The organism is Streptomyces sp. NL15-2K (assembly GCF_030551255.1).
GTDB lineage: Bacteria > Actinomycetota > Actinomycetes > Streptomycetales > Streptomycetaceae > Streptomyces.
In genome coordinates this window covers 5,925,498-5,947,823 of record NZ_CP130630.1, presented here as the reverse complement: position 1 = coordinate 5,947,823, position 22,326 = coordinate 5,925,498, and the positions used below count along the sequence as shown (strand labels likewise).

Genomic DNA, 22,326 nt, shown 5'->3' with positions numbered 1-22,326 from the left:
CGGTGATGCGCGTCACAGCAACGGAAAAAACCGCGGCACTGTCTCCACCGTCTCGTCACCTGCGGGCGCAGAACGCCCGCACACCTGAACAAGGGCTGCTCATGGACCGACCGCACGAGGAGGGAAACTCGGAGGGCGCAATGGCTCGTACGAGCTCCCGCGTACGCTCCCAGCGCACAGGCTCTCATTCACCACCCCCCGACTCCCCAGCAAGACCGTGCTCGTAAGGACTCCCCGTGCCCAAGGCTCTCCCTGGCCCGCCGCAGGACGCGCCGGCCGCACAGGCGCCACCGATACCGACCCAGACCGGACACGACCCCGCACCCCACATATCCCCGCCGGTCACGCACCCCCCACGTGACCGGCGTCCCCACCCGCCCGGCAGCCGCGACCCGTACCTCCTCGCGGCCGCCTTCTTCCTCGCCTACGCGACCGTCTCCGTCTCCCGTTTCCAGCATCTGGCGACCATGTCGTGGGACCTGGGCATCTTCGAGCAGGCCATCCGCGCCTACGCCCACCTCCAGGCGCCCGTCGTCGACCTGAAAGGCCCGGGCACGAACGTCCTGGGCGACCACTTCAGCCCGGTCACCGCCCTCCTCGCTCCCCTCTACCGGCTCTTCCCCTCCCCCATCACGCTGCTCGTCGCCCAGGCCGCGCTGTTCGCCCTGTCGGTCGTGCCGGTCACCCGCGCGGCCGCGAACCTGCTGGGACGCCGCACAGGCCTCGCGCTCGGCATCGCCTACGGCCTGTCCTGGGGCATCCAGCGCGCCGTCGACTTCGACTTCCACGAGATCTGCTTCGCCGTACCCCTGATCGCCTTCGCCCTGGAGGCCGTGCTGGCCCAGCGCTGGCGCCGGGCCCTGCTCTGGGCGCTGCCGCTGGTCTTCGTCAAGGAGGACCTCGGCCTGACGGCGGCGGCCATCGCCGTGGTCGTGGCCCTTCGTGCCCGCGGCACCTCCCCCCGCGCGGCCCGGTACGCCCTCGTGGCGGCGGCCCTGGGCGCCGCCGCCACGCTGCTGACCCTCACCGTGGTCATCCCGGCCTTCAACAACGTCGGTGACTACGACTACTGGAACAAGGTCGACAGCGGCTTCGCCCTCTTCAGCGGCATCGACACCAAGCTCCGTACCCTGGCCTGGCTGCTGATCCCGACCAGCGGCCTGCTGGCCCTGCGCTCCCCGCTGTTCGCGGTCGCCCTGCCCACCCTCGGCTGGCGCTTCGTCTCCGCCGACGACCACTACTGGGGCACCGACTGGCACTACAGCGCGGTCCTGATGCCCGTCGTCGCGCTCGCCCTCGTCGACGCCCTCACCGCCGCCCGCCGCAGCCCCAGCCCCCGCCTGCGCTCGTACGCGTCCCACCTGCCCACCGCCGTGGCCGCGGCGGCCCTCGCGCTCACCACCGCCCTCCCCATCGCCGCGCTGACGGAATCCCCCGCCTACGAGAAACCCGTGCGCGTCACCGCCATCGAACGCATGCTGAAGCGCACCATCCCGGACGACGCGACCGTGGAGGCCAACATCGGCCCGACCAGCCGCCTCACCTCCCGCTGCCGCGTGTTCTGGCTCGGCAACACCCGGGGCATCGCCCCCGACTACATCGCCCTCGACAACACCGACGGCGGCATCCGCGACGTCGAGGAATACGCCCGCCAACTCCACCCGGAGGACCAGTACGCGGTCGTCGCCGACACGCAGGGCTGGGTGGTGCTCCAGCACCGCACCTGACGGCTCCCGAGCTCCGAGGCCAGAGCCCCGAGAGCACGAGTGGGCGGGCAGCGCGGCACCAGCCGCACTACCCGCCCACTTACTGTCTACGATTTACTGCCTACGGTCTACGGAGCGTCGATCAGCTCGTGCGGCGGCACGCTCACGGTCCGGGCACCGGGCTCACCGCCCAGAACGACCTTGCGCAGGGCGACGTTGTTGTCGGTGTTCGTCTCCTGGAGCCGCTTCTCCGGGTTGGCGATCACCTGGATGTAGTACGTGCCGTTCGGCAGGTCGGTGACGTCGAAGGACTGGCCGGGACGGTACTGGGTGTAGGTGTCACCGGAGCCGACGTCGAGGACCTCACGCACGGAGATCGAGTTCTGCTCACCGCAGGCGGTGGACAGGTCGGTGTTGTACGGGTGCCAGTTGGCGTTCTTCACCGTGTAGTCGATGGCGTCGGTGTTGGCCAGGCAGAACGCCTCCTTGCCGCTGCGCACCTCCTTGGTCTGGTCCTCGCTCAGCAGCCGGTAGCTGGCGAAGTCCGTGAAGTGCCAGTGCTCATGACCCTCCCGCGGGTCCCACTCCATGGTGCCGGTGGGCGTGTACCCGACCTGCTTGCCATCGGCGTCGTAGAAGTACTGGTACGCGTCCATCAGGTCCTTGCCGGGACTGCGGAACCCGTCCACGACGAGGGGCGCGGGACCCGCGTTCCACACATTCGCGGCGAAGGCGAGGTAGTCCTTGCCCGGCACGTCCCCGTCCTCGCCGTCGGTGATGGCGATGTCCCAGGCGGGCAGCGAACGCAGGTCGGGCTTGGGCACGTTGGCGGGAGCGCCCGCCCGGCCGGTGGGCCGCTTGGCGGCCGGCTCCAGCGCGGGAGCGACACGCGAACCGTCGGTGTGCCCCTTGCCGTCGCCGAGGTGGTGGGCCGTGCCACGGTCCTCGAGGGCGTTGGACAGCTCGGGCGCGGGAGGAGCGTCGGCGCCGCGGGGACCGTAGTGGTGGCCGGTGGAGTGGGCGTCGGAGCCGGTGGGGGCGTCGTGCCCACTGCCGTGGTGAGCGGAGGACCGCATGGAAGAGGCCAGGCCCTGCCCACCCTCCTCGCCACGCATGTCCCGCACCGTCATCTTGACGGTCGGCCGGTCATCCGGAATACCGAACAGGTCCCGGTAGACCTTGGCCACCGAAACCTTGGCCGTGTACTCACCCTCGGGCAGATCCACCGGGTTCTCCCAGTCGACCCTGGCGGAGTTGGCCGCCCACCCCTTCTCGACGCCCCACACCGAGCCCAGCGTCCAGGGGTTGGTGGAACAGCCCTCCGGATAGTGCGAGGTGGCCGGCGCGTCGGGACGAAGCCGCCCGGAGGCGTTGTTGGGACAGAAGGTCTCGGAGACCTTCTTCACTTCCTCACCGGCGGCGTCCGTGATGGACACCTCGAGAAACCCGGGGAGCCCGGAGAAGTCCTTCACCAGCCCGGCAGGCAGCTTCTTGGTCTTCGTACGCGTCCCGTCACGAAGGATCTGCTGGGCGACGACGGGATCCTTGTACGACTTCCGCGTCACCTTGAATTCCAGCGGCGCGTCGTCGACGGTGACGTACGTGCCGAGGTCCAGAAAGACACCCGCGTCGTCCCACCGGTCGATGGTCACGGAGCTGGACGCGGCGATGAGCTTCAACGACGGCTGCCCGGCCGCACGCTCAGCAGCCGCAGCCCCGCTCCCGGGAACGGCCCCGGCCCCCGTGACGACGACGGTGAGCGCGGCCCCCGCGGCGAGTGCCGAGCGCTTTAAGCGAGTTCTGTGTTCCTGACTGGTCATCGGTTTTCTGGTCTCCCACGCATTCTCGATCGAGTATGTGAGCACCCTGTGAGAGATGTGAGAGCCGTGTCGGGGTTGCCTGGCGAGGCGGAACCGGACTCACCGAGCCGGAACACGTCCGAAAATCGCCGCGCCCCTGGCAGCGCACCGTCGGCCGGGCGAGACCGCCGGACCGTTACCAAGATCTGCCCGAGGCGTTGATTCGACAGGTGCACACCGCCCCTCCAATAAGGGACCCGAAATGAAAAAGACATCCCGAATTGCGACTGTCACGCTTCTTGCCCTCGGCGGCCTGAGCCTCCCGGCGTACAGCGCCTCGGCGGCCGCCGCGCCCGCCGACCCCGCGCGGGGCGGCGGCCTGCTGCAAAACATCGCCGGTCCGATCAAGCCCTATGCGACGCCCCTGGTCGACCAGCTCCCGTACATCAACATCAACAATCTGGGCCGGCCCCTCTAGGCAAGCGGGCCCCGGCGGCGGTCACATTAAAGCGGCGCTCACATCAAAAAGGCGTCCGCACCGCGCATCAAAGCCGCATTTCGGCGATAATCGGACCATGAGTACGGCGAGGTTTGAACTAGCGGCCGCGGGGAGCGATGTGCTCAACGTGGTCGGCGCCTTTGTCGGAGGCCTGTTCATCGCCGGTGCCTTGATCTGGGCCGTGCGATTGGGCATGAAGGCCATGGACCAGGAGCTGCCCCATCCCCGCCCGGAGGAGCAGCCCAAGCTGCCCCCGACCGGCCCGGTCCACGAGGTCCGGGAGGCGCGGGAGCCGGACGAAGTTCCGGTGCCCCCGGACGGGCGGGAACGGCTCATGCCGTATCAGCTCCACCACGCCGGAAGCAGACGAGGTAAGGACCAGCACCGGAAGCGCTGGCTGCCCGGTTCCAGCGGCTCCTTCGGCAGCGGCGGACTCGGGCACAGGTAAATCGCAGTCTCCTCGGCTGCGTCTGATCAACGTGCGGCGCGCGGGGGCCGCCCCTCCACCAGGGGCGGCCCCCGCGGTGTGCTGCCGGGTCGGGGAGCAGACGCCTGAACGGCCGGGCAGACCCGGCCCGGATCAACCCGTCCTCGGCCGGTACACCGCCAGCGCCCAGATCACGAAGAAGTCGAGGGCGATCATGATCGCCGCCCAGACCGGCGCGTACGGCAGGAACAGGAACTGGGCGATCATGCTCAGGGACGCCAGGAAGATGCCCGTGATCCGGGCCCACGCGGCGCCTTTGAGGATGCCCAGGCCGGTGGCGGCGACGACCGCGCCCAGGACGATCAGGATCACGCCCCAACCAGTGAGGTTGATCTTGTAGACATAGTCGCCGACGCGGTCCCACACGTCGTCCTCAGCGAGCGCGGAGATGCCCTGGAAGATGGCCAGGACGCCGTGCATCAGCATCAGCACGCCGGCGAAGACGACTCCGCCCGCGACCCACCCGGCTTCGGCCGGCATCATCCCGGTGCCTCCCTCGGTGGGCGCGGGAGCGGCCGGCCGGAAGGTGTCGTCCCAGGCCCGGGGCGCCTGCTCCCGGCCCGTCGGCGTCCGGCCCCCTCCGGTCGGCGGTTGCGCCGCGTGTGGCTGCTGGGTCATGGCGGTATCCCGTCTCTGCCGGGGCGGGCGGCGTCGTGAGCCGTAAGCCGCGAGCTGTAAGCCGTAGCCGTGATCCGTAAGCCGCGAGCCGTGAGCTGGGCCGTGAGCCGTGAGCCGTCCGCCGACGTCTCGTCCTTCGACTCCTCGACGATCGGGCGCGGCGCGGGCCCTCGCCATGAGGGCGGGGCTGTCCGGGTGAAGCCCGGCATGCGGTCGCCCGCACGCGGACCTTCACTGGAACCGGACACACCCACCCCACCGACTCCCGGAGGCGACATGGCCGATCACCGTACGCACGGGGCGAGGAGCACACCCCGGATCGCCCCGACCGCCCTCATCGCCCTGACCGCCCTGACCGCCCTGACCGCCCTGACCGGCTGCACCGACGAAGACAGCCCCTCGGAGACGGTCAGCAAGGCCGCCTCGGCGGCCCGGTCCATCGGTGCCGAGGCCACCGCCGCCGCGTCCTCGCTCTCCGCGGAGGCCTCGGAGGCGTTCGCGTCGGCGACGGCGGAGGTGGGCCGGAGGTTCGACGACATCAAGGGCGGCGTCGACGCCAAGGCCGACGTTCGGCTCGGCACCCCGGTCACCGACGGGCGCACCACGGTCGAGGTCACCGCCGACAACACCACCGACTCGACCAGGTCGTTCGCGGTCCAGGTCGACTTCACCGACCAGCACGGCAACCTGCTCGACGTGGTCGTCGTCACCGTCCCCGACGTCCCGGCCGGCGAGGCCGGGAAGGCCACGGCCCGCAGCACGCGCGAGCTGGGCGCCGACATCCGGGCGGTGGTGGGGCGGGCGGTGCGGTACTGAGCGGTGCGCGGACACCCGGACGACGGCGAGGCAGGACCATGACCGACCCCCCGGTCACCCCGGTGGCCTTCACCGAGCAGGACTACGCGGCCCGGATGGACCGCGCCGCCCGCGACGCCGCCGCCACCGGACTCACCGGACTGCTGATCGCCCCCGGCCCCGACCTGCTCCGGCTGTGCGGCTACCGTCCGGCCACGCCCACCGAGCGCCTCACCCTGCTCGTCCTGGCCGCCGGCTCCGAACCCCGCCTGCTGGTCCCGGCGTCGGAGCGCCCGGACGCGGAGGCGGCGCCGGGCGCGGGGGCGCTGCGGATATCGGCCTGGGGGCACGGCCAGGATCCGTACGCCGCGGCGGCGGGGCTGCTGCGCCCGCACGGCCGCTACGGCATCTCCGACTCGACCTGGGCGCCGCACCTGCTCGGCCTCCAGGAGGCGCTGCCGTCGGCCACGTACCGGCCGCTGACCACCGCGCTGCCGATGCTGCGGGCGATCAAGGACGAGCACGAGGTGGCGCGACTGGCGGCGGCCGGGGCGGCGGCGGACGCGGTGTACGAGGAGATCCTCTCCGTACGGTTCACCGGTCGCCGTGAGACCGAACTGGCCGCCGACCTCGCCCACCTCCTTCGGCGGCACGGCCACAGCCAGGTCGACTTCACCGTCGTGGGCTCCGGGCCGAACGGCGCGAACCCGCGCCACCGGGCGGCCGAGCGCACGATCGCCGTCGGCGACATGGTGGTCCTGGACTTCGCCGGCCTGAAGGACGGCTACGGCGCCGACACCACCCGCACGGTCCACGTGGGGGCGCCGACGGACGAGGAGCGGCAGGTCCACGAGATCGTCCGTGCCGCGCAGCAGGCGGCCTTCGAGGCCGTGCGTCCCGACGTGCCCTGCGAGGAGATCGACCGGGTGGCGCGCGGGGTGATCGAGGACGCGGGTTACGGCGAGTACGTCGTGCACCGCACCGGCCACGGCATCGGCGTCACCACGCGCGAGCCGCCGTACCTGGTGGAGGGCGAGCGGCAGCCCCTCGCCCCCGGCATGTGCTTCTCCATCGAGCCCGGCGTCTACCTCCCGGGGCGCTTCGGCGTCCGCATCGAGGACGTGGTGACGTGCACGGAGACCGGCGGGCGGCGCCTGAACACCACCCCGCACGAGATGGCGATCGTGACCTGAGCCGAACCCGGCCGGATCCCTCGGATCCCTCGGATCCCTCAGTGCGCCACCGGCCAGTTGAGCTCGGTGCGCAGCTCACGCGGATCCATCTCCGGGGTGGGCCGGGTGACGTAGGTCTCCCACCTGTTCTCTCCGGCGGACAGCCCTTGTGCCCGCAGCCAGGAGTGCAGTCGCTCCCAGGAGGCTCCGAGGGCGTCGTACGGTCCGATGTGCGTCAGGCGCGCGACCAGGCCTCCGGGCAGCGACCCGGCGACGACGTCGCCCTGGGGCCGGACGGCCCGATCCGTGGCGAAGCCGACCTCGAGGTCGAGGTTCTCGCCGGGAAGTCCGTGTCCGGGGAGTCCGTGCTCGGGATGACCGTGTCCGGGAAGTCCGTGGTGGATGCAGAAGGCAGGGCTCGCTACGACGATCCGCTGCGCGTCGATGGTCAGGGCCAGGGTGCGGAAGGAGGCGTCGAAGAAGTCCCTCAGCCGGTCCATCGGGACGACGCCACGGATGACCGCTGTCGTCGCCGGGTCGAGATGCACGAGCTGAGGCTCGGTTCCAGGAGTACTCACGACATGGGGACCCGAGCCGCACCTAAAACTCATCGCCCGGACTTGGACAGCGCCTTCGCCGCCCCGCCCGCCACCACGATCTGAATCTGCTCGCTCATCGCACTGACGCCGTTGAGGGAAGCGGTCGCCTGAAGCCGCCCCGCGCCGGCCGCGAGCGCCGGCCCCGGCACGCACGACCAGGTGCCGTCGGGCGCGGCGGTCGTCGCGCAGACCTCGTTCTCGATCGCGTCCCGCACGGTTACCTGGGCGCCCGGATAGGCCGTACCGGAGACCTCCGGCCGGTCGGGCAACGGCACCCCCGACTGGGGGCGGGTCAGCGTCGGCTCGGGCAGGCCGACGGTCACCGCGCACGCGCCCCGCTCCCGCACCGCACCGCTCGCGTCGGTGAGCCGCAGCGCGCAGCCCCGCAACCGCGTGCCCGGCACGGCGTCCGCGGGCACGGCCAGGACGAAGGGGAAGGCCCGGCCCCGCCAGGCCTGCGCCGCCGCAGAACCCGTGAAGGTGTACGTCCCACTGCCCCCGTCCCGGGCGAGGGCACCCCGGTAACCCTGGGCGTCGAGCGGCACGCCCGTCACGGCGACCCCGTCCGGCGCCCTCAACGTCAACGCCGACCCGGCAGCCAACGGCGGCCCCGCGTACCCCGTGACCTCTACGACCCCCTCCCGCCCCGGCCCGATGGTCACGGCACCCCACAACTCACGGCCGGGCTCACCGGCGTAGGCGGCGGCGGGCGAAGGACCGCACAGGGCGGCGATCGCGCCCGCCACGGCTATGCCCACCAGGGCGGCTGACTTCCTTGACCTGCTCATCGTCGGCGGAACTCCTCACGGCCTCACGACAGACGTCGGCGCCCCCACCGCAAGCGATTCTTCCGGCCGGTTTCCGCAGGTGGCATGTGGTGTTCGGCCGTACGGGCGAGCCTGGCACGACAGTCGGCGCTCAAGCTCAAGATCCGCTCATAGCCCGAACGCCGGACGGGCTGAACATGCCCGTCCGGCGATCAAGCATTCGGCCGGCGCTGCTTACGAGCGAGCCGCCCGCCGGCGTCGCGTCGCCAGGACGATCCCGGCGCCGCCCGCCAGGAGCACCGCGGCACCGATCGCGATCGGGCCGGTCGCGCTGCTGCCGCCCGTCTCCGCGAGGTTGTCGCCGCCGCCGTTCGGCTGGGGAGCCGGGGCGGTGGTGGACTCGGAGGGGGACGGGGTCGGGGTCTCGGTGGACGGAGTCTCCGTGGCCGGGGGCTCGGTCGCCGGAGGCGTCGTCGTCTCCTCGACCGGCGTCGAGGGCTCGGTGGGCTCCTCAGGGGTCGACGGGGGCGGGGTCGGGGTGGACGGCGGCTCCTCCGTGGCCGGAGGCGTCGTGCAGTTCTTGGTACCGCCGTTCCAGGCCGCGATCAGCTTGTCCTTGATGACCGTACGGTCCGGGCCCGCGGGCAGGTCGCCGTGCTGGAAGCCGTCGTCGGCGTCGAGCTTGCCGTCGAACTTCACCGCGCCGCGGTAGAGGTCGATCTGCGCGAAGCAGCCCGCGTCCGGCACCGCGATGTCGAGGGACTCGGTCTGCCCCGGCTTGACGGTCACCGTGTCGAAGTCGACGAAGACCTGCTCGCCGGAGGTCGCGAAGGTCGCGCCGTGGGCGAGGTAGGAGGCGAGGGAGGCGGTGCAGGTGGTGGCGTCACCGGCGGTACGGACCTTGATGTGGACCTTGCCGTCGTCGGTGGGCTTGAGGTTCTGGTCGTCGACCTTGACCGAGTCGAAGAAGCCCGTGCCGTCCAGCGAGAACTGGCAGCGGTCGGTACCGGTCTCCGTGCCCGCGCCCGTGCCGGGCTTGTAGGTGCCGCCGGACTTCCAGCCGTCGCCGCCGGGCGTCCCGGTGGCCCAGGCGGCCGAGGCGGGGGCGGCACAGAGGACGAGCGCCGCGGCGCCCGTCCCCAGCAGGCGGCGCGCGGTGACACGTCTAGCTATGGACATGCGGATCCCATCGAGTGAGGGGGGTGGCGAGTGTTCCGAGGAACACCGGGTCTGAACAAATGCACAGAATCCGAGCAAGAGACCTCAGAATCTGAGAAACACTTGGCCCATTGGTCACATGCGCCATGGTGTCCGCACATCGTGGATCTCCTGGTAGAACGCTGTCAACCTGCGGCTATGGAGGGGGACTTCAGGAAGCCATCACAATTTCGTCACACGGGGAATGAATCGCTCCGGACGGCGTTCGAGTTCGCTTTCCCGACAATGTGGACAGGTACCAGAGTGCCTACTTGAGCACCCCGCACCACTGCCACGAGGGAGACCGCGTGACCGACCCCGTTACCGACCGCACCGACACCACCCCCGACCTCTCCTCCCGCGACCCCAACTGGTGGCGCCAGGCCGTCGTCTACCAGGTCTATCCCCGCAGCTTCGCCGACGCCGACGGCGACGGACTCGGGGACCTCAAGGGCATCACCCGGCGGCTGAACCACCTCGCCGCCCTCGGCGTCGACGCCCTGTGGCTCAGCCCCTTCTACCCGTCCGAGCTCGCCGACGGCGGCTACGACGTCGCCGACTACCGGGACGTCGACCCCCGCCTGGGCAGCCTCGACGACTTCGACGCGCTCGCCGCCGAGGCCCACCGGCTCGGCCTGAAAGTGATCGTCGACCTGGTCCCCAACCACACCTCCCACCAGCACGTGTGGTTCCAGGAGGCCCTCGCCTCCGGCCCCGGCTCCCCCGCCCGCGACCGCTACGTCTTCCGCGACGGCCGCGGCACGCACGGCGAACTGCCGCCCACCGACTGGCAGTCCGTCTTCGGCGGCAGCGCCTGGCAGCGGGTGCCGGACGGACAGTGGTACCTGCACCTGTTCGCCCCCCAACAGCCCGACCTCAACTGGGCGAACGAGGAGGTCCGCGCCGACTTCCGCACCACCCTGCGCTTCTGGTCCGACCGCGGGGTCGACGGCTTCCGCGTCGACGTGGCCCACGCCCTGGCCAAGGACCTCAGCGAGCCGTTGCGCGACCTCGGCGCCCCCGAACTCAGCAGCGAGGACGCGCTGTCCCACTTCCCGCCCGGCACCCACCCCTTCTACGACCGCGACGAGGTCCACGAGATCTACCGCGACTGGCGCAAGATCCTCGACTCCTACCGCCCGCCCCGCATGGCGGTCGCCGAGGCCTGGGTCCAGGGCGCCCGACGCACGCTGTACGCCCGCCCGGACGAACTGGGCCAGGCCTTCAACTTCGAGTACCTCCAGGCCGGTTGGGACGCGGACGAACTGCGCCAGGTCATCACCGACTCCCTGGACAGCGCGCACCAGGCGGGCGCCTCCGCCACCTGGGTGCTGTCCAACCACGACGTCGTACGGCACACCTCCCGGCTGATGCTCCCGCCCGGCACCGACGACAACGCCTGGCTGCTCTCCGGCGGCCACGCACCCGAGGTGGACGAGTCCCACGGCCTACGACGCGCCCGGGCGGCCACGCTCCTGATGCTGGCGCTGCCCGGATCGTCGTACGTCTACCAGGGCGAGGAACTCGGCCTGCCCGAGGTCGCCGACCTGCCCGTCGAGGTGCTCCAGGACCCGATCTGGGAACAGACCGGCCGCGTCCGCAAGGGCCGCGACGGATGCCGGGTGCCGCTGCCGTGGACGACGACGGGGCCGTCGTACGGCTTCGGGGCGGCCGGCGCCTGGCTGCCGCAGCCGCCGTCCTTCGCGTCGTACGCCGTCGAGGCCCAGGACGGTGTCGAGGGCTCGCCCCTGGAGCTCTACCGCACGGCCCTGCGGCTGCGCCGCAAGCTGCTGGAGGGCGAGTCCCTGGCCTGGGCGGACGACACCCCGCCCGGCGTCTTGGACTTCACCCGGCACGACGGCTGGCGATGCGTCACCAACCTGTCGGACGCGGCCGTACGCCTACCGGCGGGCGAGGTACTACTGACCAGCGCACCGCTGGAAGACGGACAACTACCCCCGGACACCACAGCCTGGATCGCCTGACCGCACCGGAGCCGGTGATTGGCAGATCTGTTCCACCGACACGGCCACCTGACCTGGGCTTTCCCCTCACGGGGGTGGAACAGATCTGCCAATCACCGCGGCATGTCGAATGCGCCGGGTTCCGATCGACGTGAGAGTGGAGGCAGCACTTTCCCGGAGTTCAGGAGTACCCATCGTGATCGTGACCGCGGATATGGCCATCTCCCTCGACGGCTACGTCGCCGGCACCGACGTCGCCCTTGACAACCCGGGAGGCGACGGCGCCGAGCCGCTCTTCGAGTGGATCCACAACCTGGCGAGCTGGCGGGAGCGCCAGGGCATGACCGGTGGGGAGGAGAATCGCGACTCCGAGCTGATGCGTGAGTGGTTCGATGCCACCGGAGCCGTGGTCATGGGCCGGATGATGTACGACACGGGCGAGGAGTTCTGGGGCGACAACCCGCCCTTCCGGACCCCCGTCTTCGTGCTCACCCACCGCCCCCGGCCGACCCTGGTCAAGGAGGGCGGCACCACCTTCACCTTCGTCACCGACGGCATCCACAGCGCCCTCGACCAGGCGAAGGCCGCCGCCGGGGACAGGAACGTCGACATCGCGGGCGGGGCGAGCACGGTGCGGCAGTATCTCAAGGAGGGGCTCATCGACGAGCTGCAGCTGCACGTGGTGCCCGCGCTCCTCGGAGAGGGACTGCGGCTCTTCGAGGGACTGGGCGCCGGGCGGCGGAACCTCGAACCGGTCAGGGTGGTCGACACGCCCCTCGCCACCCACCTGAAGTACCGCTTCGCGAAGTGACCCGGTGCGCAGGGAGCTCGCTCCGAGGCCGCTCGGGCGCGGCGCTCACGAAGCAGGCGGGCGCGTCAACGCCCGTCGGCCACGCAGTGCCCCAGCAGCGCCCGTACGTCCCGGTCGATGACCCGGTACCGCACCACCCGCCCCTCCTTCTCCCGCTCCACGACCCCCGCCGCCCGCAGCAACCTCAGCGCCTGCGACACGGCCGGATCGTTCATGCCGGTCGCGATCGCCAGGTCGGACACGGCCAGCGGGCCGGTCCGGTGCAGCGCGAGGAGCAGCGCGAGCCTCTTGGGGTCGGCGAGGAGGGAGAAGCGGTCGGCCCAGGTGCGGACGTGGCCCGGTTCGCCGATCGCGGCGATGGCGTCGCACACCCGGTGCCCGTCGATGGTGCGGCGGTCCGCTCGGTCGGCCGGGACGAGATGCATGCCGCCATCCTCGCAGGCGACTCCGTGTGATCTGTGTGATCTGTGCGATCTGTGTGATCTTCAATACCTGCGCAAGTACGCAGCTATGCAGGAGACCGCTTGCCACCCTACGGTGGGCGGGCCGTGGTGCTCGGGAAGCCGGTGACGCCCCCTCAGGGGCCATTCCGGAGCGGCCCTCGCCACTGTGATCGGGGAGTTCTCGTCCCGTCCGGCGCAAGCCGGGCCACTGGTCGCACGACCGGGAAGGCAGGGACGGCGGACGCACGACCCTCCCCCACTCTCGACTTCGCTCGAGCGGGAGGTACCCCCAAGCCAGGAGACCGGCCACGGCATCTCACGAGTTGATCCACGAGGTGCTGGAGCGTGACCGTATGACCCTGCCCGAGCCCACGTCCGCCTTCCGCTGGCGGCGCGAGGACACCCTCAAGACCGCCGGCCTGATGGCCGTGATCGCCGCCCTGCACGTAGTCGCCTTCGGCGTTCTCTTCCTGCTCGTCGTGCCCGGCCACTACGAAGTCGGCGACAAGGCCTTCGGTATCGGCCTCGGCATCACCGCCTACACCCTCGGCATGCGGCACGCCTTCGACGCCGACCACATCGCCGCCATCGACAACACCACCCGCAAGCTGATGGCCGACGGCAAGCGGCCGGTCTCGGTGGGCTTCTGGTTCGCGCTCGGGCATTCGAGCGTGGTGGTGGTCATGGCCGCACTCGTCGCGGGCGGCGCCGCGCTCGCGGGCACGCTCATGAACGACGACTCCGGCACCCACCAGACGCTGGGGGTCGTCGGTACGACGGTCTCCGGCACGTTCCTCTACCTCATCGCCGCCCTGAACCTGGTCGCCCTGGTGGGCATCCTCAAGGTCTTCCGGGCGATGCGGGCGGGCGAGTACGACGAGAAGGAACTCGAACAGCACCTGGATTCGCGGGGGTTCATGAACCGCATCCTCGGCCGCCTCACCAAGGCCATCAGCCGTCCGGGCCAGATGTTCCCCCTCGGCTTCCTCTTCGGCCTCGGCTTCGACACGGCCACCGAAGTGACCCTGATGGTGATGGCGGGCTCGGGCGCGGCGGCCGGCCTGCCCTGGTACGCGGTTCTCTCCCTCCCCCTCCTCTTCGCCGCCGGCATGAGCCTGTTCGACACCCTCGACGGCACGTTCATGAACTTCGCCTACCAGTGGGCGTTCTCCAACCCCGTCCGCAAGGTCTTCTACAACCTCACGATCACCGGCCTGTCCATCGCCGTCGCCTTCTTCATCGGCACGATCGAACTCGTCGGCGTCCTGCACGAGAAACTCGACCTGCACGATGCCGTGACCGGCTGGATCGCGGGCATCGACCTCGACAACGTCGGTTACGTCATCGTCGGCCTGTTCGTGGTGGTGTGGGCGGGGGCCATCGCCTACTGGCGGCTCGCGAGGGTGGAGCAGCGGTGGGCGGTGCGGCCGGCCGCCGACACGCGCTAGACGCCCTCCACCGTCGCCAGCCACAGCTTCACGTACCGCTCCACGTCCACGCCCAACGCCACGTCCACCAGCGGTTGTTCACGGACACCCTCGTGAATCTCGGACTCGCCCGGCAGCGGGCGGCGGTCGACGATCGTCTGGCCTCGGGTGGGGCCCGGGGACAGGCTCACCTCGACCGGGAGGCTCTCCGTCGTGATGCCCTCCGGGTCCACGACCGCGCAGACCGCGCCCGCGTCGCCGAGGCCGCCCATGGGGGTCGGGTCGCCGGAGGCGGCGGGGTCGCGGTGGGCGAGGAGGTCGCCGGCCATGCGGAGGCGGGGTTCCGGGCTCGCGCGCAGGCGCTGGATGTCCCCGGCCGGGACCAGGACCCGCTTGAAGACGTCCAGGCCGTACATCGTGATCGGCACCCCGGCCGTGAGCAGGATCGCGGCGGCCTCGGGGTCGTGCCACACGTTGAACTCCGCGACCGGGGTGGCGTTTCCGGTCGCCACCGCGCCGCCCATGAACACGATCCGCTCGATGTTGCGGACCACCTCCGGGTGCGTACGCAGGAGCAGCGCGATGTTGGTCAGCGGTGCGGTGGGGATGAGGGTGACCGGGCGTGGGGAAGCGAGGATCTCCTGCCGCAGCAGCGTCACCGCGTCGACGTCCACCGGTACGCGGGTCGGCGCGGGCAGGCCCAGGTCGCCCATCCCGTCCTGCCCGTGCACGTGCCGGGCCGTGCGGACGGGCTCGATCAGCGGGCGTTCGGCGCCCCGCGCGACCGGGATGCCGGACGCCCCGGCCTGCTCCAGCACGGTCAGGGTGTTGCGGACCACCCCGTCCACGTCGGTGTTCCCCGCCACGCAGGTCACCGCGCGCACGTCGAGACCCGGGTGCCGTACGGCGAACAGCAGGGCCAGAGCGTCGTCGACACCCGTGTCGCAGTCGATGATCACCGGGATGGGCTGATCTGTCATGGCGGTCACGGCTGTCACGGCTGTCACGGCTGGGATCCTCTCTCCACGGGCTACGAGAGTGACCTTACGCAGCCCGCCACAGTTCGGTGCCGCGCTCCTCCACGCAGGCTGCGATCCGGCGCAGCAGTTCGGCCACCGGCACCGCCCCGGGACGCCGCCCGTCCCGCAGCCGTACGGCCGCCAGGTCGCCGTCGGCCTCCCGCTCCCCGATCACCGCCTGGTACGGCACGAGCCGCGCCGCCCGGATGCGGGCGCCGAGGGTGCCGTCGGCGGGGGTGGCGAGTTCGGCCCGCAGTCCCTGCGCGCGGGCCCGCCGTACGATCTCCGCGCCCTGTTCCACCTGCGCCTGAGCCACCGGCAGCACCACCAGTTGCACGGGCGCGAGCCACGCCGGGAAGGCGCCGCCGTGTTCCTCGATGAGGTGCGCGACCGCCCGCTCCACGCTGCCGATGATGCTGCGGTGCACCATGACCGGCCGGTGTTTGGCCCCGTCGGCGCCGATGTAGTGCAAGTCGAAGCGTTCGGGCTGGTGGAAGTCGATCTGGACGGTGGAGAGGGTGGATTCTCGTCCGGCGGGGTCGGTGATCTGGACGTCGATCTTGGGGCCGTAGAAGGCGGCCTCGCCCTCGGCGGCCTCGTAGGGGATGCCGGAGCTGTCGAGGACCTCCCTGAGCAGGGCGGTGGCCCGGCGCCACAGGTCCGGGTCGGCGACGTACTTGCCCTTGCCGTCCTCCCCGGAGAGGGAGGGGGAGGGGAGGGAGAGGCGGTGGCGGGTGGCTCGGATGCCGAGGTCGGCGTAGGCGCGAGCGATCAGGTCCAGGGCCGCGCGGGCCTCCTCGACGGCCTGCTCCAGGGTGCAGAAGATGTGCGCGTCGTTGAGCTGGATGGACCGGACCCGGGTCAGGCCGCCGAGGACGCCGGACAGCTCGGAGCGGTACATGCCGCCCAACTCGGCCATGCGCAGGGGCAGTTCGCGGTAGCTGTGGGAACGGGAGCGGTAGATGAGGGCGTGGTGGGGGCAGAGGCTGGGCCGGAGTACGACCTCCTCCGCGCCGAGCCGCATCGGCGGGAACATGTCGTCGCTGTAGTGGGACCAGTGGCCGGACATCTCGTACAGCTCCCGCTTGCCGAGCACGGGCGAGTACACGTGCCGGTAGCCGGCGGCGCGCTCGGCCTCCCGGATGTACTCCTCCAGGGTGTGCCGTACGACGGCCCCGTCGGGGAGCCAGTACGGCAGGCCCGCGCCCATCAGCGGGTCGGTGTCGAACAGGTCGAGTTCGCGACCGAGTCGGCGGTGGTCGTTCATGGTGAGCTCCCTCGCTCGGGAGGGGCGAAGTGCCAGGGGATCCAGGGATCCAGGGGATCCCGGGAACGACGAAGCCCCGGGGCACTCGCCCCGGGGCTTCGGACATGCGGTCCATTGGTCAGCGCGCCGGGACACTCTCCGGCGTCGTCGTGAGAGACGGGTGTGCGGGGACACGGTCGCGCTGCATGGGGGGACGGTAGCAGCGGGGTGAGGGGGCAGGCGATCGGATTTTTTCCTGCCGGTTTCCTGCCGGTTTCCTGCCGGTTCCTCCACCTCGACCCTCACCCTCAGCCCTCGCCCTCAGCCCTCACCCCTCGCCCTCAGCCCTCACCCCTCAGCCCTCAGCCCTCACCCGGACGGCCCGGCTCGCTGGTGGCCCGTCGGGCGTGGTGGTGCCGTAAGAGGGCGTACTCGATCTTGGCCGCCCCAAGGAGACACCCCCGATGACCCGACCGCCGGTCCGCGCCCTCCTCTCCTCCGCGCTCTCGCTCGGCGTCCTGCTCACCGCGACCGCCTGTTCCTCGCTCATCCCCCGCCCGCAGACCGCCCCGAGACCCGCCGTCCCGCCCACGACGCCCCCGTCCCAGGCCACCACCCACCGGTCCACGACACCCCCGTCCCCGACCGCCGACCGCGCCCTCACCCGGGCACAGGCCGAAGCCGCCCTGGTCACGGAGGCCGACGTGGGTGAGCCGTGGACGTCGTCGCAGGGCCCCGCGACCTGGCGGGACGGGCTGCTCAAGGCCACGACGAAAGCCCCGGACTGCCAGCGCCTGCTGGACGCGCTCTACGCCGAGGAACTGTTCGGCGCGGACGCCCGGCCCCGGGCGGTGATCGGCCTCGACGACCCCTGGAACGAGGCCCAGATGCGCTACCAGATCTTCGCCCCGCGTCCGGCCGACATGGACCGGACCCTGGCCTGGATGAAGACGCTGCCCCGCAAGTGCGACCGGTTCACGGCGAAGACCGCCCACGGCCATGTGCAGCGCGTCCAGGTCAGCGAGGCGCCCCTGCCGGACGCCGGGGACGCCCGCCAGGGCCTGCGCGTCTCCCTGCGCGGCGAGACGGACTACGGCGACACCACCCTGCTCAGACTGGAGGTCGCCGCCGTCCGCGTCGGCGACGACGCCATCAGTGTCTCCAACGGCGGCCTCGGTGAGGTGTCGTCCGACGTCACGCGGGGGGCCGTGGAACTGGGGGCCAGGCGGCTGAAGGAGGTCCGTAGGCACGGGCGGGTGGAGGTCTGAGGAGGCACGGGCGGGTGGAGGTCTGAGGAGGCACGGGCGGGTGGAGGTCTGAGGAGGCACGGGGCATCCGCCCCGGCTGCGCCGAGACCGGTCTTCAGTCGCGCTCGAACCTCGTCCGGTGCGCGACCACATCGTGCGCCACATCGACGGCCATGCGGTTCCGGGCGAAGGCGTGGGCCCTCAGCCGGGCCAGCGCCTCCTCGGCGCCCACCCCGAGCTGGGCCATGATCATGCCGACTGCCTGGTAGACCTCGTCGTGCTCGGCGGCCAGGCCGCTCAGCCAGGGCTCGGCACCTCGGCTGCCGTTCTCCTCCCCGCGCGGCAGCGCCATCAGGGCCACCGTCATCACGCCGGCCACCAACAGCGCCGTGCGCAGTTCCCGGGGCGTGAGCTCGCCGGGGGTGTCGCGGTAGAGATCGAGCGTGCCCACGCACACGGAGTCGTTGCCCAGCGGCAGCGAGTACACCGCCCGCACCCCGGCGGCCGTGGCCTGCTGCGCGAAGAACGGCCAGCGGTCCGCGTCCTCGCCGGACGTCAGGTCGGAGGCGAGTACGGGAGTGCCGGTCCGCGCGGCGTACAGACAGGGTCCGTCACCCAGCGTGGCCTGGATCTCCGCCAGGTACGAGGCATGCTCGCTGCTCGCGCTCAGCCGTACCGGCATGCCGTCGTTGTGCAGTGCCACGCTGGCCCCGACCACCGGCAGCAGCTCGACCACCACCCCGCACAGCCGCTTCGGGATGTCCCTGGGCTCGGCGTCCCGCACCTCCTCGGCGATGACGTCGACGGCCCGCATCCGGTCCTGCACGGCCTCGCGCTCGGCGTCGAGCCCCTGCCTCCGGGGGCCCGGCGTCCGAGGGCCTCGCCTCCGCCGGCCGGGCCTGCCGGGATCGCCGCCCGCCGCACCGCGCCCGCCGGTGCTGTCACCGGGGCCACCATGTCGATCGTCCCTGGGCCGCACGGACACCGCCTCCTTCGACCACAGCGCGGCCACTGTCGTGCGTGGGCGCCGCCCGACTACCCCTCGCCCATGGGGCGAAACCCGTCGGAGGGGGCGGGGCCTACCGGCCATACCGGCCATACCGGCCCTACCGGCCCTACCGCGCTGCTGGTGCGCCACCCCTGGTTTCCTCACAGAGGAGGCTGTGCGGGTGCGGGCCCGAGGGTGGTGGTGCCGGGGGCCGTACGGTGTCCCAGTCCCGTCCGGTACGCGTCCAGCGCCGCCTCCACCCTGCCGGTACGGCGCAGCAGGTCCCCCAGCAGCCGGCACAGGTCGGCCAGGTCACCGGCGGCGCCCGCCCGCTCCAGCAGGCTCAGCGCCCGGACGTAGTGCTCCTCGGCGGCCTCGGTGTCCCGGGCGTCCTCGGCGATGATGCCGAGCAGGCGGTGCGCGGCGGCGGAGTGCAGGGCGCCGCGTTCGGAGCTGAGGTCGTTGAGCACCTCGTGCAGCAGCGCGGCGGCCTCCTCGGACCTGCCGCGCCGGTGCAGTACGTCGGCCAGCTCGACGGCGACCTGGCTGGAGTAGAGGGCGGCCCGCTTGGCGGAGAGCATGGTGAGGGCCTGGCGCAACTCGCCCTCGGCGGACTCCAGCTCACCGTTCTGGGCGTGGATGTACCCGCGCATCCAGTGGCAGTTGGCGAGCTCGGTGCGCAGCTGCAGCTGCCGGTACAGCTCGGCGGCCTTGGCCAGCGAGGCGTCGGCCTCGGCGACGCGGCCCTCGGCGAGCAACGTGCGGGCGACGGACCGGTGCATCCGGGCGACCAGGGCCGGGTCACCGGCCTGCGGCGCGAGCGCCAGCGCGAGTTCGGCGGCCTGTGCGGCGCGGGCGTGCGCGCCCATGTCCATGTACGGGCCGATGACGCTCGCGTAGAGGAGGAGCAGCGCGTCGGGGTCGTGCAGGCCGCCGCGGTTGAGCTCGTCGAGGGTGGACTCCAGCAGGTAGACGGAGTAGCGGAGTTCACCCGACAGGTAGTGAGAGATGGCACGTCCGCGCAGGGCGGGGACGCGGACCGGCAGCAGCACGTCCCCGAACGCCTTCTCGGCCCGCTCGAAGTACAGGCGGCCCGCCGCCAGCTCCCCGGTCTCCAGGGCGCATTCGCCGAGCCCGAGCAGCGCCGCGGCCCGCACCCCGTCGAGGTCGAGCGTCTCCGCCTCGGCGAGCAGCCGGCCGTACTGCTCCGCCGCCGCCTCGGCCTCCCCGGTGGCGAGGGTGCGCTGGGCCTCGGTCAGCCGCAGCCGCAGATCCGTGACGAGGCGGGCGGGCCGCCCGGTCGCCAACTCCTCGAAGCCGACGCCGAGCCGCTCGGCGAGGTGCCTGAGCGCGTCGTCGGAGGGCCGGACGCGACCGGCCTCCAGCGTCGAGATGTAGGCGGGGGTGTACGCCGGTTCGGCCAACTGCTTCTGCGTCAGCCCGCGTTCGACCCGCAACTGCTGCAACCTGCGCCCGATGGTCACCGGGTCGTCGCGCTCCGACATGCCCAACTCCCCTGGTGCCTCTTGCCGTTCGGCTCCGCCAGCCCCTAGGTTAAACGGCGTATTAAGCACGCTTAAGTTACCGCTGCTGCGAGGTCGCCGTGCTCGAACGCACCAGCTCCACCGAGCGTTACACGAGGGGCATAGCCGCCGCCGTGATCGCCGTCGTCGCCCTGGTCCTGGCGGCGAACGCGGGTCCGGCGAAGGCCACGGAACCGCAGCAGGCGCGCCCTGCCACCCACTTCGCGGATTCGGGGGACCGCTAGGGGTCCGAGTTCGCCCTAGTGCCCCGGCAGGCAACGTTTGCCCGTTAAGGAGCGGCGTCCGGTGCGTGCTCTCGGCGTGCCGGCCGAAAGCCCTCGTACTGGACGTACTTGGGCTTTCGGCCGGTGCGGCGAGAGTGCGTGCCGGGCGTCGCGACGGGGCGAACGTTGCCTGTCGGGGCACTAGGTAGTGCTGCGTTGCCGTTGGGCCACTCGCTTCTTTGCCAGTGTCGTGCTTCCACGAGCCGAGTAAAGGGCGCTCCGCTGTCGCTCCGCGTCGCCTTCGGCGATCGGCCTGCGGCCGACCCTTGACTCGGCTCGCTCCAGCACGGGTGAGAAGCGAGCGAGCGGCCCGGAGGAGAGCGGGGGGCCAGGTGGGTGGGCCCTTCGGGTTGGTTGGGGGGTGGGCCGGCGTTCGGGGGCGCGGTCGCGCCTCGCCAGCACGCCGGGTCGGTTCAGCGGCGAACGGTGAGTGGGGGGTGACGGTGCGCGCCGACCGGGTGGAAGCACGCCGGGCTGGCTTGGCGACTTGCTGCCGGTGGGTGGGGGTTCCAGTAATTGGCAGATCTGTTCCACCCGGGGGCCGGCCGTGTCCCGGCTGACCTGCATATTTGTCGCGTCCTGCCGCGACGGCCTGGAACAGATCTGCCAATCGCGGTTTCGGGCATGCCGGTTCTCCGTTTCGCCAACCTGAGATGTACGGCGATCGACGCGGGGGGCGCGGCCGGTGACGCCCGCGAGAACAGTTCTCCGGAAAGCCGGGCTGAATGAATTGTCCTGATGAAAGGACCTTGCCGATCACCTCTCCCCTTGCCAATCTCGGTCCCGCCACGCCGCATTGCGGCAGGGCACCACCCCTCACGGACCGAGCCTTTGGAGCACATCCGCATGTCCCAGGCTGTCAAGAAGAAGAGATCGAAGTCCCGCCTCGGCAAGGCCGCACTCGTGGCCGCCACCGCCACTGCCATGACCGTCGGGCTGAGCGGCAGCGCCAACGCCGCCGTCCTGACCCCCCTGCCGTCGAACGCGGCCACCTTCCAGAGCAAGTACATGCCGCTGTTCGACTACGACGGGGACGGCTGCTTCCCCGCGGCGGCCGTCGACGCGAGCGGACGGCTCAACGGCGGCCTCGACGCCGCCGGGTCGATCACCGGCGGCTGCCGGACGAACCACCTCGGCAAGGCCAACACGTACTCGCAGGGCTGGTGCAAGAACGGCTGGTGCGCGTACGTCTACGCCCTCTACTTCGAGAAGGACCAAGCGGTGGCCGGCTCGGGCGTCGGCGGGCACCGCCACGACTGGGAGTCCGTCGTGGTCTTCCAGAAGCAGGGCGAGGAGCGGCCCCGGTACCTGGCGGCGTCCGCGCACGGCGGCTACAGCACCCACCCGATCAACGAGGTGCCGATGGACGGCAACCGCGTCAAGATCGTCTACCACAAGGACGGCATCCGCACGCACGCCTTCCGCTTCGCCAAGTCGGGCGAGACCCCGGTGGCCTGGGGGAACGGTGGTTGGGACCGCCCGGCCCTGGTCACCATGGAGAACATGGCCAAGACCCCGCGCGACGCCCTGTGGAACTCGCAGTGGGGCAAGGCCAACTTCCCGCTGACCGGCAACCTCCAGAACAACATCAACAAGGCCCGGCCCTCCGCGGTCCCCGCGTTCTGACGCACGCCGGGTCCTGACACAGAGCCAGGACCCGGCACAAGCCGCCACCGGTGGGGCACACTCCCCCCTCGTCCCACCGGTGGCTCCGGCGTCTTCGGGAGCGTGGGTA

21 protein-coding genes and 1 riboswitch are annotated in these 22,326 nt (G+C 71.4%); of the genes, 11 read left to right on the top strand and 10 right to left on the bottom strand.

Annotation, left to right across the window (positions count from 1 at the left end; translation table 11 throughout):
* The first annotated feature begins 329 nt into the window (after positions 1-329).
* Positions 330-1,727, top strand: a complete 1,398-nt coding sequence (locus Q4V64_RS26730) for a DUF2079 domain-containing protein (RefSeq protein WP_253267006.1) — start codon at positions 330-332, stop codon at positions 1,725-1,727.
* Positions 1,728-1,834: 107 nt separating this feature from the next.
* Here Q4V64_RS26730 and Q4V64_RS26725 read toward each other — a convergent pair whose 3' ends face one another.
* Positions 1,835-3,526: a lysyl oxidase family protein gene (locus tag Q4V64_RS26725; RefSeq protein ID WP_124440572.1), complete on the bottom strand. Its 1,692-nt coding sequence runs from the start codon at positions 3,524-3,526 to the stop codon at positions 1,835-1,837.
* A gap of 241 nt (positions 3,527-3,767) precedes the next feature.
* Between Q4V64_RS26725 and Q4V64_RS26720 the strand changes: the two genes are divergently transcribed.
* Together Q4V64_RS26720 and Q4V64_RS26715 are read left to right on the top strand one after the other, a co-directional pair.
* Positions 3,768-3,983 (top strand): hypothetical protein, encoded by a 216-nt coding sequence (locus Q4V64_RS26720; protein WP_124440573.1) that lies wholly within the window; start codon positions 3,768-3,770, stop codon positions 3,981-3,983.
* A gap of 97 nt (positions 3,984-4,080) precedes the next feature.
* Positions 4,081-4,452, top strand: a complete 372-nt coding sequence (locus tag Q4V64_RS26715; RefSeq protein WP_124440574.1) for a DUF6479 family protein — start codon at positions 4,081-4,083, stop codon at positions 4,450-4,452.
* 132 nt (positions 4,453-4,584) lie between these two features.
* Here Q4V64_RS26715 and Q4V64_RS26710 read toward each other — a convergent pair whose 3' ends face one another.
* Positions 4,585-5,109 (bottom strand): hypothetical protein, encoded by a 525-nt coding sequence (locus Q4V64_RS26710; protein WP_124440575.1) that lies wholly within the window; start codon positions 5,107-5,109, stop codon positions 4,585-4,587.
* A 276-nt stretch (positions 5,110-5,385) separates the two neighbouring features.
* Between Q4V64_RS26710 and Q4V64_RS26705 the strand changes: the two genes are divergently transcribed.
* Together Q4V64_RS26705 and Q4V64_RS26700 are read left to right on the top strand one after the other, a co-directional pair.
* On the top strand, positions 5,386-5,925 hold the full coding sequence (locus tag Q4V64_RS26705) for an FxLYD domain-containing protein (RefSeq protein WP_172629226.1): 540 nt from the start codon (positions 5,386-5,388) through the stop codon (positions 5,923-5,925).
* A gap of 38 nt (positions 5,926-5,963) precedes the next feature.
* Positions 5,964-7,097 (top strand): M24 family metallopeptidase, encoded by a 1,134-nt coding sequence (locus tag Q4V64_RS26700; protein ID WP_124440576.1) that lies wholly within the window; start codon positions 5,964-5,966, stop codon positions 7,095-7,097.
* 38 nt (positions 7,098-7,135) lie between these two features.
* Here the strand turns inward: Q4V64_RS26700 and Q4V64_RS26695 are convergent, their stop codons facing one another.
* The 3 genes from Q4V64_RS26695 to Q4V64_RS26685 form a co-directional block, all read right to left on the bottom strand.
* Complete coding sequence (locus tag Q4V64_RS26695) at positions 7,136-7,654, bottom strand: GyrI-like domain-containing protein (protein ID WP_216377622.1); 519 nt, start codon at positions 7,652-7,654, stop codon at positions 7,136-7,138.
* A gap of 29 nt (positions 7,655-7,683) precedes the next feature.
* Positions 7,684-8,463, bottom strand: a complete 780-nt coding sequence (locus tag Q4V64_RS26690) for a carboxypeptidase regulatory-like domain-containing protein (RefSeq protein WP_124440578.1) — start codon at positions 8,461-8,463, stop codon at positions 7,684-7,686.
* A 213-nt stretch (positions 8,464-8,676) separates the two neighbouring features.
* A complete protein-coding gene (locus Q4V64_RS26685; protein ID WP_124440579.1) occupies positions 8,677-9,621 on the bottom strand; it encodes an LAETG motif-containing sortase-dependent surface protein in 945 nt (314 codons plus the stop codon).
* 326 nt (positions 9,622-9,947) lie between these two features.
* On the opposite strand from Q4V64_RS26685, the gene Q4V64_RS26680 reads away from it, so the two are divergent.
* Positions 9,948-11,624, top strand: coding sequence for a glycoside hydrolase family 13 protein (locus Q4V64_RS26680; protein WP_124440580.1), 1,677 nt, complete (start codon positions 9,948-9,950; stop codon positions 11,622-11,624).
* A 175-nt stretch (positions 11,625-11,799) separates the two neighbouring features.
* Positions 11,800-12,414 (top strand): dihydrofolate reductase family protein, encoded by a 615-nt coding sequence (locus Q4V64_RS26675; RefSeq protein WP_124440581.1) that lies wholly within the window; start codon positions 11,800-11,802, stop codon positions 12,412-12,414.
* 65 nt (positions 12,415-12,479) lie between these two features.
* Here Q4V64_RS26675 and Q4V64_RS26670 read toward each other — a convergent pair whose 3' ends face one another.
* Positions 12,480-12,839, bottom strand: a complete 360-nt coding sequence (locus Q4V64_RS26670; RefSeq protein WP_124440582.1) for a metalloregulator ArsR/SmtB family transcription factor — start codon at positions 12,837-12,839, stop codon at positions 12,480-12,482.
* A gap of 107 nt (positions 12,840-12,946) precedes the next feature.
* Positions 12,947-13,183: riboswitch (cobalamin riboswitch) on the top strand.
* Between the two features lie 27 nt (positions 13,184-13,210).
* Between Q4V64_RS26670 and Q4V64_RS26665 the strand changes: the two genes are divergently transcribed.
* A complete protein-coding gene (locus Q4V64_RS26665) occupies positions 13,211-14,305 on the top strand; it encodes a HoxN/HupN/NixA family nickel/cobalt transporter (protein WP_172629227.1) in 1,095 nt (364 codons plus the stop codon).
* Here the strand turns inward: Q4V64_RS26665 and Q4V64_RS26660 are convergent.
* Both Q4V64_RS26660 and thrS read right to left on the bottom strand, forming a co-directional pair.
* Positions 14,302-15,264: a nucleoside hydrolase gene (locus Q4V64_RS26660; protein WP_124440584.1), complete on the bottom strand. Its 963-nt coding sequence runs from the start codon at positions 15,262-15,264 to the stop codon at positions 14,302-14,304. The two genes, Q4V64_RS26665 and Q4V64_RS26660, sit on opposite strands and share 4 nt — an antisense overlap.
* A gap of 64 nt (positions 15,265-15,328) precedes the next feature.
* A complete protein-coding gene (gene thrS / locus Q4V64_RS26655; RefSeq protein ID WP_303715643.1) occupies positions 15,329-16,606 on the bottom strand; it encodes a threonine--tRNA ligase in 1,278 nt (425 codons plus the stop codon).
* A 407-nt stretch (positions 16,607-17,013) separates the two neighbouring features.
* Here thrS and Q4V64_RS26650 point away from each other — a divergent pair, with 407 nt between their 5' ends.
* Entirely contained in the window at positions 17,014-17,817 is an 804-nt protein-coding gene (locus Q4V64_RS26650; RefSeq protein WP_124440586.1) for a hypothetical protein, read from the top strand.
* Between the two features lie 94 nt (positions 17,818-17,911).
* Here Q4V64_RS26650 and Q4V64_RS26645 read toward each other — a convergent pair whose 3' ends face one another.
* Both Q4V64_RS26645 and Q4V64_RS26640 read right to left on the bottom strand, forming a co-directional pair.
* Entirely contained in the window at positions 17,912-18,610 is a 699-nt protein-coding gene (locus Q4V64_RS26645; RefSeq protein ID WP_253267007.1) for a GAF and ANTAR domain-containing protein, read from the bottom strand.
* Positions 18,611-18,945: 335 nt separating this feature from the next.
* On the bottom strand, positions 18,946-20,289 hold the full coding sequence (locus tag Q4V64_RS26640; protein WP_124440588.1) for a helix-turn-helix transcriptional regulator: 1,344 nt from the start codon (positions 20,287-20,289) through the stop codon (positions 18,946-18,948).
* A 98-nt stretch (positions 20,290-20,387) separates the two neighbouring features.
* Between Q4V64_RS26640 and Q4V64_RS26635 the strand changes: the two genes are divergently transcribed.
* A complete protein-coding gene (locus Q4V64_RS26635) occupies positions 20,388-20,552 on the top strand; it encodes a hypothetical protein (protein WP_172629228.1) in 165 nt (54 codons plus the stop codon).
* An 885-nt stretch (positions 20,553-21,437) separates the two neighbouring features.
* Positions 21,438-22,217: an NPP1 family protein gene (locus Q4V64_RS26630; RefSeq protein ID WP_124440590.1), complete on the top strand. Its 780-nt coding sequence runs from the start codon at positions 21,438-21,440 to the stop codon at positions 22,215-22,217.
* Positions 22,218-22,326 lie beyond the last annotated feature (109 nt).

What these genes read in the sequence shown, in the direction of transcription:
- Q4V64_RS26725 (WP_124440572.1), bottom strand. Translation starts at nt 3,526, where the DNA reads ATGACCAGTCAGGAACACAGAACTCGCTTAAAGCGCTCGGCACTCGCC.
- Q4V64_RS26720 (WP_124440573.1), top strand. Translation starts at nt 3,768, where the DNA reads ATGAAAAAGACATCCCGAATTGCGACTGTCACGCTTCTTGCCCTCGGC.
- Q4V64_RS26715 (WP_124440574.1), top strand. Translation starts at nt 4,081, where the DNA reads ATGAGTACGGCGAGGTTTGAACTAGCGGCCGCGGGGAGCGATGTGCTC.
- Q4V64_RS26710 (WP_124440575.1), bottom strand. Translation starts at nt 5,109, where the DNA reads ATGACCCAGCAGCCACACGCGGCGCAACCGCCGACCGGAGGGGGCCGG.
- Q4V64_RS26705 (WP_172629226.1), top strand. Translation starts at nt 5,386, where the DNA reads ATGGCCGATCACCGTACGCACGGGGCGAGGAGCACACCCCGGATCGCC.
- Q4V64_RS26700 (WP_124440576.1), top strand. Translation starts at nt 5,964, where the DNA reads ATGACCGACCCCCCGGTCACCCCGGTGGCCTTCACCGAGCAGGACTAC.
- Q4V64_RS26690 (WP_124440578.1), bottom strand. Translation starts at nt 8,463, where the DNA reads ATGAGCAGGTCAAGGAAGTCAGCCGCCCTGGTGGGCATAGCCGTGGCG.
- Q4V64_RS26685 (WP_124440579.1), bottom strand. Translation starts at nt 9,621, where the DNA reads ATGTCCATAGCTAGACGTGTCACCGCGCGCCGCCTGCTGGGGACGGGC.
- Q4V64_RS26670 (WP_124440582.1), bottom strand. Translation starts at nt 12,839, where the DNA reads ATGCATCTCGTCCCGGCCGACCGAGCGGACCGCCGCACCATCGACGGG.
- Q4V64_RS26665 (WP_172629227.1), top strand. Translation starts at nt 13,211, where the DNA reads ATGACCCTGCCCGAGCCCACGTCCGCCTTCCGCTGGCGGCGCGAGGAC.
- Q4V64_RS26660 (WP_124440584.1), bottom strand. Translation starts at nt 15,264, where the DNA reads ATGACAGATCAGCCCATCCCGGTGATCATCGACTGCGACACGGGTGTC.
- Q4V64_RS26650 (WP_124440586.1), top strand. Translation starts at nt 17,014, where the DNA reads ATGACCCGACCGCCGGTCCGCGCCCTCCTCTCCTCCGCGCTCTCGCTC.
- Q4V64_RS26645 (WP_253267007.1), bottom strand. Translation starts at nt 18,610, where the DNA reads ATGCGGGCCGTCGACGTCATCGCCGAGGAGGTGCGGGACGCCGAGCCC.
- Q4V64_RS26640 (WP_124440588.1), bottom strand. Translation starts at nt 20,289, where the DNA reads ATGTCGGAGCGCGACGACCCGGTGACCATCGGGCGCAGGTTGCAGCAG.
- Q4V64_RS26630 (WP_124440590.1), top strand. Translation starts at nt 21,438, where the DNA reads ATGTCCCAGGCTGTCAAGAAGAAGAGATCGAAGTCCCGCCTCGGCAAG.